16 protein-coding genes are annotated in these 14,701 nt (G+C 68.2%); 10 read left to right on the top strand and 6 right to left on the bottom strand.

The window, feature by feature from the left end; all coding sequences use genetic code 11:
• The first annotated feature begins 35 nt into the window (after positions 1-35).
• The 9 genes from atpB to ABZ833_RS24430 all read left to right on the top strand — a co-directional run bounded on the left by atpB (position 36) and on the right by ABZ833_RS24430 (position 7,701).
• Complete coding sequence (atpB, locus tag ABZ833_RS24470) at positions 36-806, top strand: F0F1 ATP synthase subunit A (protein WP_361050787.1); 771 nt, start codon at positions 36-38, stop codon at positions 804-806.
• An 81-nt stretch (positions 807-887) separates the two neighbouring features.
• A complete protein-coding gene (atpE, locus tag ABZ833_RS24465) occupies positions 888-1,127 on the top strand; it encodes an ATP synthase F0 subunit C (protein ID WP_055564408.1) in 240 nt (79 codons plus the stop codon).
• 38 nt (positions 1,128-1,165) lie between these two features.
• Positions 1,166-1,714 (top strand): F0F1 ATP synthase subunit B, encoded by a 549-nt coding sequence (locus ABZ833_RS24460; RefSeq protein WP_344530660.1) that lies wholly within the window; start codon positions 1,166-1,168, stop codon positions 1,712-1,714.
• Positions 1,711-2,532 (top strand): F0F1 ATP synthase subunit delta, encoded by an 822-nt coding sequence (locus tag ABZ833_RS24455; protein WP_361050001.1) that lies wholly within the window; start codon positions 1,711-1,713, stop codon positions 2,530-2,532. Before ABZ833_RS24460 ends, ABZ833_RS24455 begins: the two co-directional genes overlap by 4 nt.
• Positions 2,533-2,659: 127 nt before the next feature.
• On the top strand, positions 2,660-4,258 hold the full coding sequence (gene atpA / locus ABZ833_RS24450; RefSeq protein WP_249587737.1) for a F0F1 ATP synthase subunit alpha: 1,599 nt from the start codon (positions 2,660-2,662) through the stop codon (positions 4,256-4,258).
• A 20-nt stretch (positions 4,259-4,278) separates the two neighbouring features.
• Entirely contained in the window at positions 4,279-5,196 is a 918-nt protein-coding gene (locus tag ABZ833_RS24445) for a F0F1 ATP synthase subunit gamma (protein WP_361049997.1), read from the top strand.
• Entirely contained in the window at positions 5,196-6,638 is a 1,443-nt protein-coding gene (gene atpD / locus ABZ833_RS24440; protein ID WP_249587735.1) for a F0F1 ATP synthase subunit beta, read from the top strand. Before ABZ833_RS24445 ends, atpD begins: the two co-directional genes overlap by 1 nt.
• 109 nt (positions 6,639-6,747) lie before the next feature.
• Positions 6,748-7,122 carry a F0F1 ATP synthase subunit epsilon gene (locus tag ABZ833_RS24435; RefSeq protein ID WP_361049993.1) on the top strand — a complete coding sequence of 125 codons (375 nt, stop codon included), beginning with the start codon at positions 6,748-6,750 and terminating at the stop codon, positions 7,120-7,122.
• Between the two features lie 129 nt (positions 7,123-7,251).
• Entirely contained in the window at positions 7,252-7,701 is a 450-nt protein-coding gene (locus tag ABZ833_RS24430; RefSeq protein ID WP_361049990.1) for a DUF2550 domain-containing protein, read from the top strand.
• 157 nt (positions 7,702-7,858) lie between these two features.
• Here the strand turns inward: ABZ833_RS24430 and ABZ833_RS24425 are convergent, their stop codons facing one another.
• The 3 genes from ABZ833_RS24425 to ABZ833_RS24415 form a co-directional block, all read right to left on the bottom strand.
• On the bottom strand, positions 7,859-9,694 hold the full coding sequence (locus tag ABZ833_RS24425) for a glycoside hydrolase family 18 chitinase (protein ID WP_361050784.1): 1,836 nt from the start codon (positions 9,692-9,694) through the stop codon (positions 7,859-7,861).
• Between the two features lie 191 nt (positions 9,695-9,885).
• A complete protein-coding gene (locus ABZ833_RS24420) occupies positions 9,886-10,542 on the bottom strand; it encodes a response regulator transcription factor (protein ID WP_361049987.1) in 657 nt (218 codons plus the stop codon).
• Positions 10,539-11,753 carry a histidine kinase gene (locus ABZ833_RS24415; protein ID WP_361049984.1) on the bottom strand — a complete coding sequence of 405 codons (1,215 nt, stop codon included), beginning with the start codon at positions 11,751-11,753 and terminating at the stop codon, positions 10,539-10,541. Before ABZ833_RS24415 ends, ABZ833_RS24420 begins: the two co-directional genes overlap by 4 nt.
• Before the next feature lie 153 nt (positions 11,754-11,906).
• Between ABZ833_RS24415 and ABZ833_RS24410 the strand changes: the two genes are divergently transcribed.
• On the top strand, positions 11,907-12,485 hold the full coding sequence (locus ABZ833_RS24410; RefSeq protein ID WP_361049981.1) for a hypothetical protein: 579 nt from the start codon (positions 11,907-11,909) through the stop codon (positions 12,483-12,485).
• Here ABZ833_RS24410 and ABZ833_RS24405 read toward each other — a convergent pair.
• From ABZ833_RS24405 to ABZ833_RS24395, 3 genes are read right to left on the bottom strand one after another with little or no spacing between them, the layout of a single operon-like run.
• Entirely contained in the window at positions 12,482-13,054 is a 573-nt protein-coding gene (locus tag ABZ833_RS24405) for a cob(I)yrinic acid a,c-diamide adenosyltransferase (RefSeq protein WP_361049978.1), read from the bottom strand. The genes ABZ833_RS24410 and ABZ833_RS24405 overlap by 4 nt on opposite strands.
• 13 nt (positions 13,055-13,067) lie before the next feature.
• Positions 13,068-13,823, bottom strand: a complete 756-nt coding sequence (locus tag ABZ833_RS24400; RefSeq protein ID WP_344530682.1) for an ABC transporter permease — start codon at positions 13,821-13,823, stop codon at positions 13,068-13,070.
• Between the two features lie 38 nt (positions 13,824-13,861).
• Entirely contained in the window at positions 13,862-14,644 is a 783-nt protein-coding gene (locus tag ABZ833_RS24395; protein ID WP_361049974.1) for an ATP-binding cassette domain-containing protein, read from the bottom strand.
• Between the last annotated feature and the right edge of the window lie 57 nt (positions 14,645-14,701).

Here is a 14,701-nt window from a genome sequence, read left to right as displayed (position 1 = left end):
AAACTGAGCTCGCCTTTGACTGGAGCTGTCGGATCATGTCCGACAACGGCTGTGGCTTCCCGGCTCCGGGCCTGCACTCGTTCCTCTTCAAGCCGATCTTCGAGGTCGGCGGGTTCGAGTTCAACAAGGTCATGCTGCTCGCCCTGCTGACGACCCTCGTCGTGGTCAGCTTCTTCTACATGGCGTTCGGCAAGTCCAAGGTCGTCCCGGGCAAGCTGCAGATGATCGGTGAGGCCGGCTACGACTTCGTACGCCGCGGCATCGTCTACGAGACGATGGGCAAGAAGGAGGGCGAGAAGTACGTCCCCCTGATGGTCTCGATGTTCTTCTTCATCTGGATCATGAACATCTGGTCCGTGATCCCGCTGACCCAGTTCCCGGTCTCGTCGGTCATCGCGTACCCGATCGTGCTCGCGGCCATCGTGTACTTCATCTGGGTGCCGCTCACCTTTAAGCGCCACGGATTCGTCGGCGGCTGGAAGAACATCACCGGCTACGACAACTCGCTCGGCCCGATCAAGTGGCTCGTGTCGTTCATCGAGTTCTTCTCGAACCTGCTTGTGCGGCCGTTCACGCACGCCGTGCGACTCTTCGCCAACATGTTCGCCGGTCACCTGATGCTGGTGATGTTCACCGTCGCCTCCTGGTACCTGCTGAACAGCTGGATGATCCCGGCCGCCGGTGTCTCGTTCGTGATGACCATCGTCATGATCCTCTTCGAACTTTTCGTGCAGGCGGTCCAGGCGTACGTCTTCGTGCTCCTCTCCGCCACCTACATTCAGGGCGCTCTCGCCAAGCACCACTGAGTGCCCCCCCGGCTCAAGTAGCCCCCCAGATCGCCCGGTGGCCAACCCCCACCGGTCCTTGAAAGAGAAGGAAGTAACGGCATGTCCGCGACCCTCGAACTCGCCGCAGGCGTCTCCGGCTCCCTCGGCTCCATCGGCTACGGCCTCGCCGCGATCGGCCCCGGCATCGGCGTCGGCATCGTCTTCGGTAACGGCACCCAGGCCCTGGCCCGTCAGCCCGAGGCTGCCGGTCTGATCCGCGCCAACCAGATCCTCGGCTTCGCCTTCTGTGAGGCGCTCGCCCTCATCGGCATCGTCATGCCGTTCGTGTTCGGTAAGTAATCACTGCTTACTGACACTTTTCGACGAAAGGCACTGATGTGATCGCCAACCTGGTTCAGCTGGCGGCCGAGGAAGAGCAGAATCCGCTCGTCCCGCCGGGTCCTGAGCTGCTCGTCGGCGCCATCGCCTTCGCCATCGTCTTCTTCTTCTTCTGGAAGAAGCTCCTCCCGAACATCAACAAGGTTCTGGAAGAGCGCCGGGAGGCGATCGAGGGCGGTATCGAGAAGGCCGAGGCCGCTCAGACCGAGGCCCAGAGCGTTCTTGAGCAGTACAAGGCTCAGCTCGCCGAGGCACGGCACGAGGCCGCGCGTCTGCGCCAGGAGGCGCAGGAGCAGGGCGCCACGCTCATCGCCGAGATGCGCGCCGAAGGCCAGCGGCAGCGCGAGGAGATCGTCGCCGCAGGTCACACGCAGCTCGCTGCCGACCGCAAGGCCGCCGCGCAGTCGCTGCGCCAGGACGTGGGCCAGCTGGCCACCGACCTGGCCGGCAAGCTCGTCGGCGAGTCCCTCGAGGACTCCGCACGGCAGAGCCGCACCATCGACCGTTTCCTCGACGAGCTCGAGGAGAAGGCCGAGGCGGCTCGATGACAGCGCACGGAGCCAGCCGCGAGGCCCTCGCGGCCGCGCGCGAGCGTCTCGACGCGCTGACCGACAACACCTCGGTGGACGTGCGGCAGCTCACGGACGAGCTGGCCCAGGTCACCGCGCTGTTCAACCGCGAGGTCTCGCTGCGCCGGGTCCTGACCGACCCGTCGCAGTCCGGTGAGGCCAAGGCCGAGCTCGCCGGGCGGCTGCTCGGCGGGCAGGTGGGCGGCGAGACCGCCGACCTGGTGGCCGGCCTGGTCCGCTCGCGCTGGTCGCAGTCGCGTGACCTGGTGGACGCCCTCGAGGAGCTCACCAACCTCGCCGAGCTGACCGGCGCGCAGAAGGCCGGCGCGCTGGACGACGTCGAGGACGAGCTGTTCCGGTTCGGCCGGATCGTCTCGTCGGACACCGGTCTCCGGGCCGCGCTGACCGACCGCGCCGCCTCAGGTGCGGCCAAGAGCGAGCTGCTGCGCAGCCTGCTCGGTGGCCGGGCCAACGCGGTGACGGAGCGGCTGGTCGAGCGCCTTGTGACCGCGCCCCGTGGACGTAGCCTGGAATCGGGACTCGAGTCCCTGTCCAAGCTGGCCGCGGACCGCCGTGACCGGATGGTCGCCGTCGTCACTTCGGCTGTGCCCCTCTCGGACCAGCAGAAGCAGCGCCTCGGTGCCGCCCTCGCGAAGGTCTACGGCCGCCAGATGCACCTGAACCTCGACGTGGACCCCGAGGTCCTCGGCGGGATCACGGTGCAGGTCGGCGACGAGATCATCAACGGCAGCATCGCGGACCGACTCGAGGACGCGCACCGCCGCATGGCGAGCTAGTACTCACGCAAAACGTTGTAATTACGGCCCTAGTTGGGCCGTGCAGAGGATTCACCTCTTACTTGGGGGGAGTCCCCAGACCCCCAAAGTGAAACTTCGGGCCCAACAAGGAGAGCAGGGAACCCAGATGGCGGAGCTCACGATCCGGCCGGAGGAGATCCGGGACGCACTGGAGAACTTTGTCCAGGCGTACAAGCCGGACGCGGCCTCGCGCGAGGAGGTCGGTTCGGTCACCGTTGCCGGTGACGGTATCGCGAAGGTCGAGGGCCTCCCCTCGGCCATGGCCAACGAGCTGCTGAAGTTCGAGGACGGCACCCTCGGTCTCGCCCTCAACCTTGAGGAGCGCGAGATCGGCGCCGTCGTACTCGGCGAGTTCAGCGGCATCGAAGAGGGCCAGCCGGTCACCCGTACCGGCGAGGTCCTGTCCGTCGCGGTGGGCGAGGGCTACCTCGGCCGCGTCGTCGACCCGCTCGGCGCCCCGATCGACGGACTCGGCGAGATCGAGACGTCCGGACGCCGCGCCCTCGAGCTGCAGGCCCCCACGGTCATGGACCGCAAGTCGGTCCACGAGCCGATGGAGACCGGCTACAAGGCCGTCGACGCGATGACCCCGATCGGCCGTGGCCAGCGTCAGCTGATCATCGGCGACCGCCAGACCGGCAAGACCGCCCTGGCCGTCGACACGATCATCAACCAGCGCGACAACTGGCGCTCGGGCGACGTGAACAAGCAGGTGCGCTGCATCTACGTCGCCGTCGGTCAGAAGGGTTCCACCATCGCCTCCGTGCGCGGTGCCCTCGAAGAGGCCGGCGCGCTCGAGTACACGACCATCGTCGCCGCCCCGGCGTCCGACCCGGCGGGCTTCAAGTACCTGGCGCCCTACACCGGTTCGGCCATCGGCCAGCAGTGGATGTACGAGGGCAAGCACGTCCTCATCATCTTCGACGACCTCTCGAAGCAGGCCGACGCCTACCGCGCCGTGTCCCTGCTGCTCCGCCGCCCGCCGGGGCGCGAGGCCTACCCGGGTGACGTCTTCTACCTGCACTCGCGTCTGCTCGAGCGCTGCGCGAAGCTCTCGGACGAGATGGGCAAGGGCTCGATGACGGGTCTGCCGATCGTCGAGACCAAGGCGAACGACGTGTCGGCGTTCATTCCGACCAACGTCATCTCCATCACCGACGGTCAGTGCTTCCTGGAGTCCGACCTGTTCAACGCCGGTCAGCGTCCGGCCCTGAACGTCGGTATCTCGGTCTCCCGTGTCGGTGGCTCCGCCCAGCACAAGGCGATCCGTCAGGTCTCGGGCCGTCTGCGCGTGGACCTCGCCCAGTACCGCGAGCTGGAGGCGTTCGCCGCCTTCGGTTCCGACCTGGACGCCGCCTCGAAGGCCTCCCTCGAGCGCGGTCAGCGGATGGTCGAGCTGCTCAAGCAGGCTCAGTACCAGCCGATGGCCACCGAGGACCAGGTCATCTCCATCTGGGCCGGCACCACGGGCCGCATGGACGAGGTACCGGTCGTCGACATCCGGCGTTTCGAGCGCGAGCTGCTCGACTACCTGCACCGCAAGGAGCAGGGCCTGATGACCTCCATCAAGGAGGGCGGCAAGATGTCCGACGACACGATCACGGCCATCACCGACGCCGTCGCCGAGTTCAAGAAGCAGTTCGAGACCTCGGACGGCAAGCTGCTCGGCGAGGACGCTCCGGCTGCCGTCGACGCGTCCAAGTGACGACGGAAGGGACCTGACTCATGGGAGCCCAGCTCCGGGTCTACAAGCGTCGCATCAAATCCGTCACCGCGACCAAGAAGATCACCAAGGCGATGGAGATGATCGCCGCCTCGCGTGTCGTCAAGGCACAGCGCAAGGTGACCGCCTCCACTCCGTACGCGACCGAGCTGACCCGCGCGGTCACCGCGGTGGCCACGGGTGCGAACGACAAGCACCCGCTGACCACCGAGGCCGAGGCTCCGACCCGGGCCGCTGTCCTGCTCCTCTCGAGCGACCGCGGCCTGGCCGGCGCCTTCAACTCCAACGCCATCAAGGGTGCGGAGAAGCTCACCAAGAAGTTGCAGGACGAGGGCAAGGAGGTCGACACGTACATCGTCGGCCGCCGTGGCATCGCGCACTACAACTTCCGTGAGCGGAAGATCTCCGGGCAGTGGACGGGCTTCACCGATGCCCCTTCCTACGCGGACGCCAAGACGATCGCGGCCCCCCTGATCGAGGCCATCGAGACGGAGACGGCGGAGGGCGGCGTGGATGAACTCCACATCGTCTACACCGAGTTCATCTCGATGATGACGCAGGAAGCAACCGGTGACCGGCTGCTCCCGCTCAGCCTCGACAAGGTCGCGGAGGAGGCGGGCACGACGGACGAGGCCCGCCCGCTGTACGACTTCGAGCCGTCGGCGGAGGACGTCCTTGACGCCCTTCTGCCGCGCTACGTCGAGAGCCGTATCTACAACGCGCTGCTCCAGTCGGCTGCTTCCAAGCACGCCGCCACGCGCCGCGCGATGAAGTCGGCGACCGACAACGCGGGTGACCTGATCAACGCTCTCACCCGTTCTGCCAACGCGGCCCGCCAGGCCGAAATCACCCAGGAAATCAGCGAGATCGTCGGTGGCTCCAGTGCCCTGGCCGACGCTTCTGCGGGGAGTGACAAGTAATGACGACCACTGTTGATACGGCCGTTGCCACGGGCCGCGTCGCCCGGGTGATCGGCCCGGTCGTCGACGTGGAGTTCCCCGTCGACGCGATGCCGGAGATCTACAACGCCCTTCACGTCGAGGTGGCCGACCCGGCCAAGGACGGCGAGAAGAAGACGCTGACGCTCGAGGTTGCCCAGCACCTCGGCGACGGCATCGTCCGCGCCATCTCGATGCAGCCCACCGACGGTCTGGTCCGCCAGGCCGCGGTGACCGACACGGGCTCGGGCATCACCGTGCCCGTCGGTGACATCACCAAGGGCAAGGTGTTCAACACCCTCGGTGCGATCCTGAACCACCCCGAGGCCGAGGCCGACGTCACCGAGCGCTGGCCCATCCACCGCAAGGCCCCGGCCTTCGACCAGCTCGAGTCCAAGACCGAGATGTTCGAGACCGGCCTGAAGGTCGTCGACCTTCTCACCCCGTACGTCAAGGGTGGAAAGATCGGTCTGTTCGGTGGAGCGGGCGTCGGCAAGACCGTCCTCATCCAGGAAATGATCATGCGTGTGGCCAAGCTGCACGAGGGCGTTTCCGTGTTCGCCGGTGTCGGCGAGCGCACGCGTGAGGGCAACGACCTCATCGACGAGATGGAAGAGTCGGGCGTTCTGGACAAGACCGCCCTGGTCTTCGGCCAGATGGACGAGCCGCCGGGCACGCGTCTGCGTGTCGCCCTGGCCGGTCTGACCATGGCGGAGTACTTCCGCGATGTGCAGAAGCAGGACGTGCTGTTCTTCATCGACAACATCTTCCGCTTCACGCAGGCCGGTTCCGAGGTCTCGACGCTGCTCGGCCGTATGCCCTCCGCGGTGGGCTACCAGCCGAACCTCGCCGACGAGATGGGTCTCCTCCAGGAGCGCATCACCTCGACGCGTGGTCACTCGATCACCTCGATGCAGGCGATCTACGTCCCCGCGGACGACCTCACCGACCCGGCCCCGGCCACGACCTTCGCGCACCTCGACGCGACGACCGTGCTGTCGCGTCCGATCTCGGAGAAGGGCATCTACCCGGCGGTGGACCCGCTGGACTCGACGTCCCGCATCCTGGACCCGCGCTACATCGCGCAGGACCACTACGACGCCGCCATGCGCGTCAAGGGAATCCTGCAGAAGTACAAGGACCTCCAGGACATCATCGCGATCCTCGGCATCGACGAGCTCAGCGAAGAGGACAAGCTGGTCGTTCAGCGCGCCCGTCGCGTCGAGCGCTTCCTGTCGCAGAACACCCACGCCGCCAAGCAGTTCACCGGCCTGGACGGTTCGGACGTGCCGCTCGACGAGTCGATCGCCGCGTTCAACTCGATCATCGACGGTGAGTACGACCACTTCCCCGAGCAGGCGTTCTTCATGTGCGGTGGCATCGAGGACCTGAAGGCGAAGGCCAAGGAGCTCGGCGTCTCCTGAGTCCGTGACTCACGGGAGGGGTGGGCGAGTCCCGCCCCTCCCGATACGCCCACTAGAATTTGACCCAACACCCGGCGGAGCCGCCGGGTGGTGACCCGAGGAGCCACCCTTGGCTGCTGAGCTGCATGTCGAGCTGGTCGCCGCGGACCGCAGTGTCTGGTCCGGCGAGGCCACCCTGGTCGTCGCGCGCACCACGTCCGGCGACATCGGCGTCATGCCCGGTCACCAGCCGCTTCTGGGTGTGCTGGAGTCGGGCCCTGTGACCATTCGTACGAGCGACGGCAACACTGTCGTCGCCGCCGTCCACGGAGGATTCGTCTCCTTCGCGGACAACAAGCTGTCACTGCTTGCTGAGATCGTCGAGCTGTCGGACGAGATCGATGTCCAGCGTGCGGAGCGGGCGCTCGAGCGCGCGAAGTCGGAGGCCGACGCCTCCGCCGAGCGTCGTGCGGACGTCCGACTGCGGGCGGTGTCGTCGCGCTGAAACCAGCGTGTCGGCGTTGACGTGACTCAGCCGCGGCCAGGTCCGGAGCAATCCGGACCGGGTCGCGGCTGAGGCAATGCGGGTGCAATTCTGTTGGTCCGTTTCGAACAGGCGAGGAGGTCGGTGCCGATGATCCTCACTCTGCTCGTGTGCGGACTCGTATTGGTCGCGCTGGTGTTGGTGGGGCTCTTCGTCTTCGGACTGCGGCGCCGGCTCATCCAGCGGTCCGGCGGCACCTTCGACTGCAGCCTGCGCTGGGACGCCCCGGAGAAGGGCGACACCTCCGGCAAGGGCTGGGGCTACGGGGTCGCCCGCTACAACGGCGACCGGATCGAGTGGTACCGCGTCTTCTCGTACGCTCCCCGGCCGCGCCGGACCCTGGAGCGCTCGGCCATCGAGGTCGTCGACCGCCGTGCTCCGGACGGCGAGGAGGAGCTCGCGCTGCTCTCGGACGCGATCGTGCTCGGCTGTCTGCACCGCGGCGTCCGCCTTGAGCTGGCGATGGGCGAGGACGCGCTCACCGGTTTCCTGGCCTGGCTTGAGGCGGCGCCTCCCGGCCAGCGGGTGAACGTGGCGTAGAGGTACGCGCCCGAGGGGGCGCGGGGCTGTGACATGTGCGGCTCCGCCGCGTGGGCGCGACCAGCCACGTACGGCCCGCGGACCCTGACAACGAGAAGCCGGGAAGACAAGGGGCGTTCTTGTCTTCCCGGCTTCGTCCATGGAGGGACGGCCCCCGCTACTTCAGGCCGTCATTGATGGCGCTCACCAACTCGCCGTTGGTGGTGTCACCGCTGAACTCCCAGAAGAAGGCGCCTCCCAGGCCCTGCTGCTTCGACCAGGCCATCTTGCTCTTGACCGTCGCCGGGGTGTCGTACGACCACCAGTTGTTGCCGCAGTGGGCGTAGGCCGTACCGGCGATGGTGCCGTTGGACGGGCAGCTGTTCTTGAGGACCTTGTAGTCCTCGATGCCCGCCTCATACGTCCCGGGCGCCGCGCCCGTGGCCGTGCCGCCCGGTTCCTTCTGTGTGACGCCCGTCCAGCCGCGGCCGTAGAAGCCGATGCCGAGCAGGAGCTTGGCGGCGGGGACGCCCTTCGCCTTCAGCTTCGAGATCGCGTCGGCGGAGTTGAAGCCGTCCTGCGGGATGCCGGCGTAGGAGGTGAGCGGGGAGTGCGGGGCCGTGGGGCCCTTGGCCGCCCAGGCGCCGAAGAAGTCGTACGTCATCACGTTGTACCAGTCGGCGTACTGCGACGCGCCGCCGTAGTCGGCCGCGTCGATCTTGCCGCCGCTGGAGCCGTCGGCGGTGATCGCGGCGGTGACCAGGGCGTCCTTGCCGAACTCGGTGCGGAACGCCTGCATCATGTTCTTCATCGATGCGGGGCCGCTGGTGTCGCAGGTCAGGCCGCAGGCGTTGGGGTACTCCCAGTCCAGGTCGATGCCGTCGAAGACGTCGGCCCAGCGCGGGTCCTCCACGAGGTCGTGGCAGGACTTGGCGAAGGCGGCCGGGTTCTTCATCGCGTCGGTGAAGCCGCCGGACCAGGTCCAGCCGCCGAAGGACCACAGGACCTTCAGGTTCGGGTGCTTGGCCTTGAGCTTGCGCAGCTGGTTGAAGTTGCCGCGCAGGGGCTGGTCCCAGGTGTCGGCCTTGCCGTCGACGGACTGGTCGGCGGTGTAGGCCTTGTCGTAGTCGGCGTAGGCGTCGCCGATCGTGCACTTGCCGCCCTGGACGTTGCCGAAGGCGTAGTTGATGTGCGTGATCTTGGAGGCGGAGGCCGAGGTGTCGATGTTCTTCACGTGGTAGTTGCGGCCGTAGACGCCCCACTGGGTGAAGTAGCCGAGCTTGACCTTGTCACCGGGCCCTGGACCCGGGTCGCCGCCGCCCGTCGTGTGCACCTTGACGGCGCCGGACGCCGGTCCTGTCTGGTCCGCGGTGTCGCGGGCCTGGACCGTGTACGAGTAGTCGGTGCCCGCGGTCAGGCCGCTGTCGGCGTACGAGGTCCCGGTGACCGTCGCGACCTTGGAGCCGTCGCGCAGGACGTCGTAGTTCTTGACGCCCTTGTCGTCGGTGGCCGCGCTCCAGGCGATCTTCACCGAGGTGTTGGTGATGTCGGACGCGGTGGGGGTGCCCGGTGCCGAGGGAGGGTTGTCGCCGGGGACGCTGCCGCCGTCACAACTGCCGCCGTTGAGCGTGCAGTTGGAGGGTGAGCCGGGGCCCGAGCCGTTGAAGCCGAAGGAGACAGAGGCGCCGGGGGCGAGCGTCCCGTTCCAGCCGAGGTTCTTGGCGGTCCAGCGGTTGCCGGAGTTGGTGACGGTGGCGTCCCAGGCGGAGGTCACCTTGGTGCCGGTGGGGAAGTCCCACGCGACGTTCCAGGAGCTGATGGAGGTGGTGCCGGTGTTCTTGACGGTCCACTTGCCCTCGAAGCCGCTGCCCCAGTCCTGGGTCTTGGCGTACGTGGCGGTGGCCGCGGGGGCGGCTTCCGGTGCGGCTTCGGCGGGGGCGCCGAGCGCGACCAGGGTGGCGAGCGGGAGCAGCAGGGTGGTGAGGCCTGCCACGGCTCTGTGTCTGAAGCGCAAGGTGCGCAAGGTGTGCTCCTCGGGTGAGATCCGGGGGGTCATAGGGGTGGATCCCTGCGCCGCCCGTGAGCACGTGGAACACGTGGGGGAGTGCTCACCGCAGTGCGGTGAGAATAGAAAGGTCTGGACCAGCGGTCAAGAGGTCTGAACCATTGGCCGGATTGCGTCGGTCCGGCCCGCGATCTCGCGACTTATACGCCCAACTCCTGCGCCAGGACGGCGGCTTGGACTCTGCTGCGCAGCTCCAGCTTGCCGAGCAACCGGCTGACGTGGGTCTTCACCGTCGCCTCCGCCATGTCCAGACGGCCCGCGATCTCCGCGTTCGAGAGTCCTTCGCCGAGGCACGCGAGCACCTCGCGCTCGCGGCGGGTGAGGGTGTCGAGGATGGCGGGATCGGGTCCGTTCTCGCGGCGCGCGGGCCGCGTGTTCTTCGGGGCCGCGAACTCGGCGATGAGCCGCCGTGTGACGGCAGGGGCGATCAGGCCCTCGCCGCGGCCGACCGCACGGACCGCCTCCAGGAGGTCCTTGGCCTCGGTGTTCTTCAGGAGGAACCCGGAGGCGCCCGCGCGCAGCGCCCCGAAGACGTACTCGTCGAGGTCGAAGGTGGTCAGGACGAGCACGTCCGAGAGCTCTTCGGCGACGACCTGACGCGTCGCCGACACCCCGTCGAGGCGCGGCATCTGGATGTCCATGAGCACCAGATCGGGCCGCAGTTCACGGGCGAGGGCGACCGCCTCCTCGCCGTCCGACGCCTCGCCGACCACCTCTATGTCGGGCGCGCTGCGCAGGATCAGGACGAGTCCCGCCCGTACGGCGGACTGGTCCTCGGCGACGAGCACTCGGATCATTCGGTCACTCCTTCGTCTGCGGGATCGAGGTCTGAGGGGTCGACGGGCAGGGTCGCGTACACGCTCCACACCTTCTCGTCGCCGGGGGCGGCGCTGCTCTCGGGCCCCGACTCGAAGGTGCCGCCCAGGAGTTCGGTGCGCTCCCGCATCCCGACGAGACCGGCTCCGGAGCCCGGGGCGCGGGGGCCGGAGGGGGAGCCGTAAGGGCTGGTCACGCGGATGTCGAGGGCGCGCCTTCGCTGGGTGAGGGTCACCGTCACCAGGCCGGGCGACGCATGCTTCAGGGCGTTGGTCAGGGACTCCTGGATGATGCGGTACGCCGCGAGCTCGACCGGGGCGGGGAGCTTGGAGTCGTCCGGGCCGCGGGTGTCGTCGAGGGTGACGTCCAGACCATTGGTACGAGCGCCTGCGATCAGGGAGCCGAGGCCGTCCAGGGTGGGTGCGGCCGTCGGCTCCCGGTCGTCGCTCGAATCCCGGAGGATCCCGATGAGGCGGCGCATCTCGGCCAGGCCCTCGACGCTGTTCTCGCGGATGACGGCGAGCGCGTCCCGGGTGGTCTTCGGGTCGTCGAGGGAGAGCGCGGCCGTGGAGTGGATGGCGATGGCCGAGAGGTGGTTGGCGACCATGTCGTGCAGCTCGCGGGCCATGCGGGCGCGCTCGGCGGTGATGGCCTGCACCCGGTCCATCTCGGCGAGCAGCGCGGTCTGTTCGGCCCGCAGGCGCGCGGCGACGGCGGCCTCGCGGTGGGTGCGCACGAGAACACCGGTGGTCGCGGGGCCGAAGGAGACCAGGCCGGTGACGACGCCGATGAGGATCGCCTCCGGCTCCCTGAACCAGGCCAGGAAGCCGATCGTCACCGCCACCGTGATCAGCCCCGTGGTGACCGGGATGCGCCGGGCGGCGGCCGGAGTTCCGTACACCACGGCCGCGTACATGATGTCCGTGAACATCATGACCGAGGCCAGATTGCCCGCCGTGAACTGATCGGCGACCAGCGCGAGCGTGCCGACGACCAGGGCGAACTGCGGTCTGCTCCTGCGCAGCAGCTCAAGACCGGCGAGGACGAAGAGCGGGATCAGCGCCCAGGTGCCGCCGAACAGCCGGTCCGTCTGCATGTGAAGCCCGAGACCCCACCACGCGAGCCCGGCGAGCACGCTGCCCACGGCGATCCGTACGTCGACGCGGTGCGGGCGGGGAAGGGACAAGGCCATGCGTCCATCCAACACGGCGCGCCGTGGCGATGCCTGATCCTGAGGGAGGAACCGCGCGCTACATCGAACGATGCAGTCCCACTTCGTCACTGCCGACGATGATCCGCGGCCGGTCCGGCGGGAGCCTGGAAGGGTGACCGAGAGGAGCGAACCGTGATCGTCACACTGATCATCATCTGCGAGGTCGGCTTCTGGCTGCTGCTGGCGGGCGGCCTTGCCCTGCGGTACTGGGCGAAGATGCCGCGAGCGAGCATCGCCGTACTGCTGTGCGAGCCGATCCTGGAGGTCGTCCTCTTCGTCGTCACCGCGATCGACCTGAGGAACGGCGCGGAGCCGGACTGGAAGCACGGTCTGGCAGCCGTCTACATCGGCTACTCCGTCGCGCTCGGCCACTACACGATCAAGTGGGTGGACGTCCGCGTCGCCCACCGCTTCGCGGGCGGCCCGCCGCCCTCGACCCCCAAGTACGGCGTGGCCCGCGCGATCCACGAGTGGAAGATCGCCGCCCGCTGGATCCTGGCGGGACTCATCGCCATGGCCCTGCTGCAGGGCGCGATCCTCTACGTCGGGGACGACGGCGACATCGGTTCGCTGCGGGGGTGGCAGCAGAGGATGCTGTGGCTGATCGGCATCAACGTGATCATCGCGGCGACGTACACGGTCTTCCCGAAGAAGGCTCCGGCGGTGGAGTCCGCCAAGGACGACCGCCCGAGCTTCCTCAGCAAGCTCTAGCGCTCACCGCCCGGCACCCACAGCACATCGCCGACCGCCTTGTTCGCCGTACGCGCGAGGATGAAGAGCAGGTCGGAGAGGCGGTTGAGGTAGGTGGCCGTCAACGGATTCATGACCTCTCCGTGCACCTCGAACGCCGCCCACGTGGACCGCTCGGCCCGCCGCACCACCGTGCACGCCTGGTGCAGCAGGGCCGCGCCCGGCGTGCCGCCCGGCAGGATGAAGCTGCGGAGCTTCTCCAGCTCCTCGAGGAAGCGGTCGCAGTCCTGCTCCAGCTTGTCGATGTACGACTGCTCGACGCGCAGCGGCGGGAACTTGGGGTCCTCCACGACCGGCGTGGACAGGTCGGCGCCCACGTCGAAGAGGTCGTTCTGGACCCGGACCAGGACCTTCACGACCTCTTCGTCGAGCGCGCCGAGCGCGATCGCGGTGCCGATCGCGGCGTTGGCCTCGTTGGCGTCGGCGTACGCCGAGATCCGCAGATCGGTCTTGGCGGTCCTGCTCATGTCGCCGAGGGCCGTCGTGCCCTGGTCGCCGGTCCGGGTGTAGATGCGCGTCAGATTGACCATGGGGCCAGCCTAGTTACGCGCCCGCCTTCCGGAAGACACGTGTGCCCACCGTCACGGACCCGAGCGTGAGCGCGGCCGCCGTCAGGACGCCGTACAGCATCGCCGTGCTCGCGTACTCGCCCACATAGGCGGCCCGCACCGCGTCCACGAGATAGCGGAACGGCATGAAGTGCGAGAGCACGTCCAGCCAGCCAGGCGCGAGTGCCATCGGCAGCATCAGGCCGGAGAGGAGCATCGAGGGCATGCTCACCGCGTTGATGACGGGGCCGAACTCGTGCGGCTTGGAGACGAGCAGGGCGAGCGCGTACGAGAGGGACGCGAGGACGACCGTCAGGACCCCCACGAACGCGAAGCCGATGAGGATGCCGGCCAGCGGCGCCCGCAGCCCCATCACCACGGCCGCGAGGACGAGCAGCACCGCCTGGAAGACGAAGAGCGCGGCATCGCGGAGCACCCGCCCGAGAAGGAGCGCGAGCCGGCTGACCGGCGTCACCCGCATCCGCTCCACCACGCCGAACTGCTTCTCGATGATGATCGCGAATCCGCTGTACGAGGCGCCGAACAGGCCGAGTTGGAGCAGCAGGCCCGGCACGAGCACCTGCCAGGAGTCACCGCGCGAGCCGAGCGGCAGATCGGTCAGGAGCGGGCCGAAGAAGAGCAGGTAGAGCAGCGGCATCAGGACGCCGAAGAGGATCTGGAACTTGGAGCGCAGGGTCTGACGGGCGTACCGCCCGAAGATCAGTGCGGTGTCGGAGAGAAACGCAGACATGAGTGAGGTCCTGGGGTCCGAGGGGAGATCGTGGGGGTTCATACGGCGACCGGCGCCGTGTCCTTGGGGGCGAGGTCGCGCCCGGTGACGGCAAGGAACGTGTCCTGGAGCGAGGCGTCGATCGAGCCGCCGTACCGGAGCTTGAGCGCGCTCGGCGTGCCCTCGGCGACCACGACGCCCTTGTCGATGACGACGAGGCGGTCACAGAGCGCGTCGGCCTCGTCGAGGTAGTGCGTGGTCAGGACGACGGTGGTGCCGTGGTCGTCGCGCAGCCGCCGCACGAGCGCCCACAGGTCGGCCCTGCTGCCCGGGTCGAGGCCCGTGGTCGGTTCGTCGAGGAAGAGCACCTCGGGCCGGTGCATCAGGCCCATGGCGATGTCGAGCCGCCGTCGCTGGCCGCCGGAGAGGGTCGCGCACTTGCGGTCGAGGAGGTCGCCCAGGCCCAGGTCGGCGGCCAGCTCCTCGGCGCGGGCCGATGCCTGAGGCTTCGTCAGGCGGTAGAGGCGGCCCTGGGTGACCAGCTCCTCGCGTACGGAGATGTTGAGGTCGACGCCGCCGGACTGGGCGACGTACCCGATCCTGCGCCGGACGGCGGCCGGGTCGCTCGCCAGGTCGCAGCCCGCGACGGTGGCGGCGCCGCCGGTGGGCGCCAGGAGCGTGGTGAGCATGCGCAGCGTCGTCGTCTTGCCCGCGCCGTTGGGTCCGAGGAAGCCGAGGATCTCGCCGGGGGCGACGGTCAGGTCGATGCCGCGCACGGCTTCGACGGTGCCGCGCTTGGTCCGGAAGGTCTGGGTGAGGCCTGCCGTGCTGATGATTGCCATGGCGACCACAAAAACAGAGTCTCTTAAATTTTGCAATGACTCCAAGTTTTCAGTTGC

Origin of the sequence: Streptomyces sp. NPDC047525, assembly GCF_040643025.1 — a bacterium.
Taxonomy (GTDB): domain Bacteria; phylum Actinomycetota; class Actinomycetes; order Streptomycetales; family Streptomycetaceae; genus Streptomyces; species Streptomyces durmitorensis.
Note: the sequence above shows the minus strand (reverse complement) of the source record. Positions and strands in the feature narration are given on the sequence as shown.

What these genes read in the sequence shown, in the direction of transcription:
- ABZ833_RS24415 (WP_361049984.1), bottom strand. Translation starts at nt 11,753, where the DNA reads ATGGCCTTGTCCCTTCCCCGCCCGCACCGCGTCGACGTACGGATCGCC.
- atpE (WP_055564408.1), top strand. Translation starts at nt 888, where the DNA reads ATGTCCGCGACCCTCGAACTCGCCGCAGGCGTCTCCGGCTCCCTCGGC.
- atpA (WP_249587737.1), top strand. Translation starts at nt 2,660, where the DNA reads ATGGCGGAGCTCACGATCCGGCCGGAGGAGATCCGGGACGCACTGGAG.
- ABZ833_RS24445 (WP_361049997.1), top strand. Translation starts at nt 4,279, where the DNA reads ATGGGAGCCCAGCTCCGGGTCTACAAGCGTCGCATCAAATCCGTCACC.
- ABZ833_RS24430 (WP_361049990.1), top strand. Translation starts at nt 7,252, where the DNA reads ATGATCCTCACTCTGCTCGTGTGCGGACTCGTATTGGTCGCGCTGGTG.
- atpB (WP_361050787.1), top strand. Translation starts at nt 36, where the DNA reads ATGTCCGACAACGGCTGTGGCTTCCCGGCTCCGGGCCTGCACTCGTTC.
- atpD (WP_249587735.1), top strand. Translation starts at nt 5,196, where the DNA reads ATGACGACCACTGTTGATACGGCCGTTGCCACGGGCCGCGTCGCCCGG.
- ABZ833_RS24400 (WP_344530682.1), bottom strand. Translation starts at nt 13,823, where the DNA reads ATGTCTGCGTTTCTCTCCGACACCGCACTGATCTTCGGGCGGTACGCC.
- ABZ833_RS24395 (WP_361049974.1), bottom strand. Translation starts at nt 14,644, where the DNA reads ATGGCAATCATCAGCACGGCAGGCCTCACCCAGACCTTCCGGACCAAG.
- ABZ833_RS24405 (WP_361049978.1), bottom strand. Translation starts at nt 13,054, where the DNA reads ATGGTCAATCTGACGCGCATCTACACCCGGACCGGCGACCAGGGCACG.
- ABZ833_RS24455 (WP_361050001.1), top strand. Translation starts at nt 1,711, where the DNA reads ATGACAGCGCACGGAGCCAGCCGCGAGGCCCTCGCGGCCGCGCGCGAG.
- ABZ833_RS24420 (WP_361049987.1), bottom strand. Translation starts at nt 10,542, where the DNA reads ATGATCCGAGTGCTCGTCGCCGAGGACCAGTCCGCCGTACGGGCGGGA.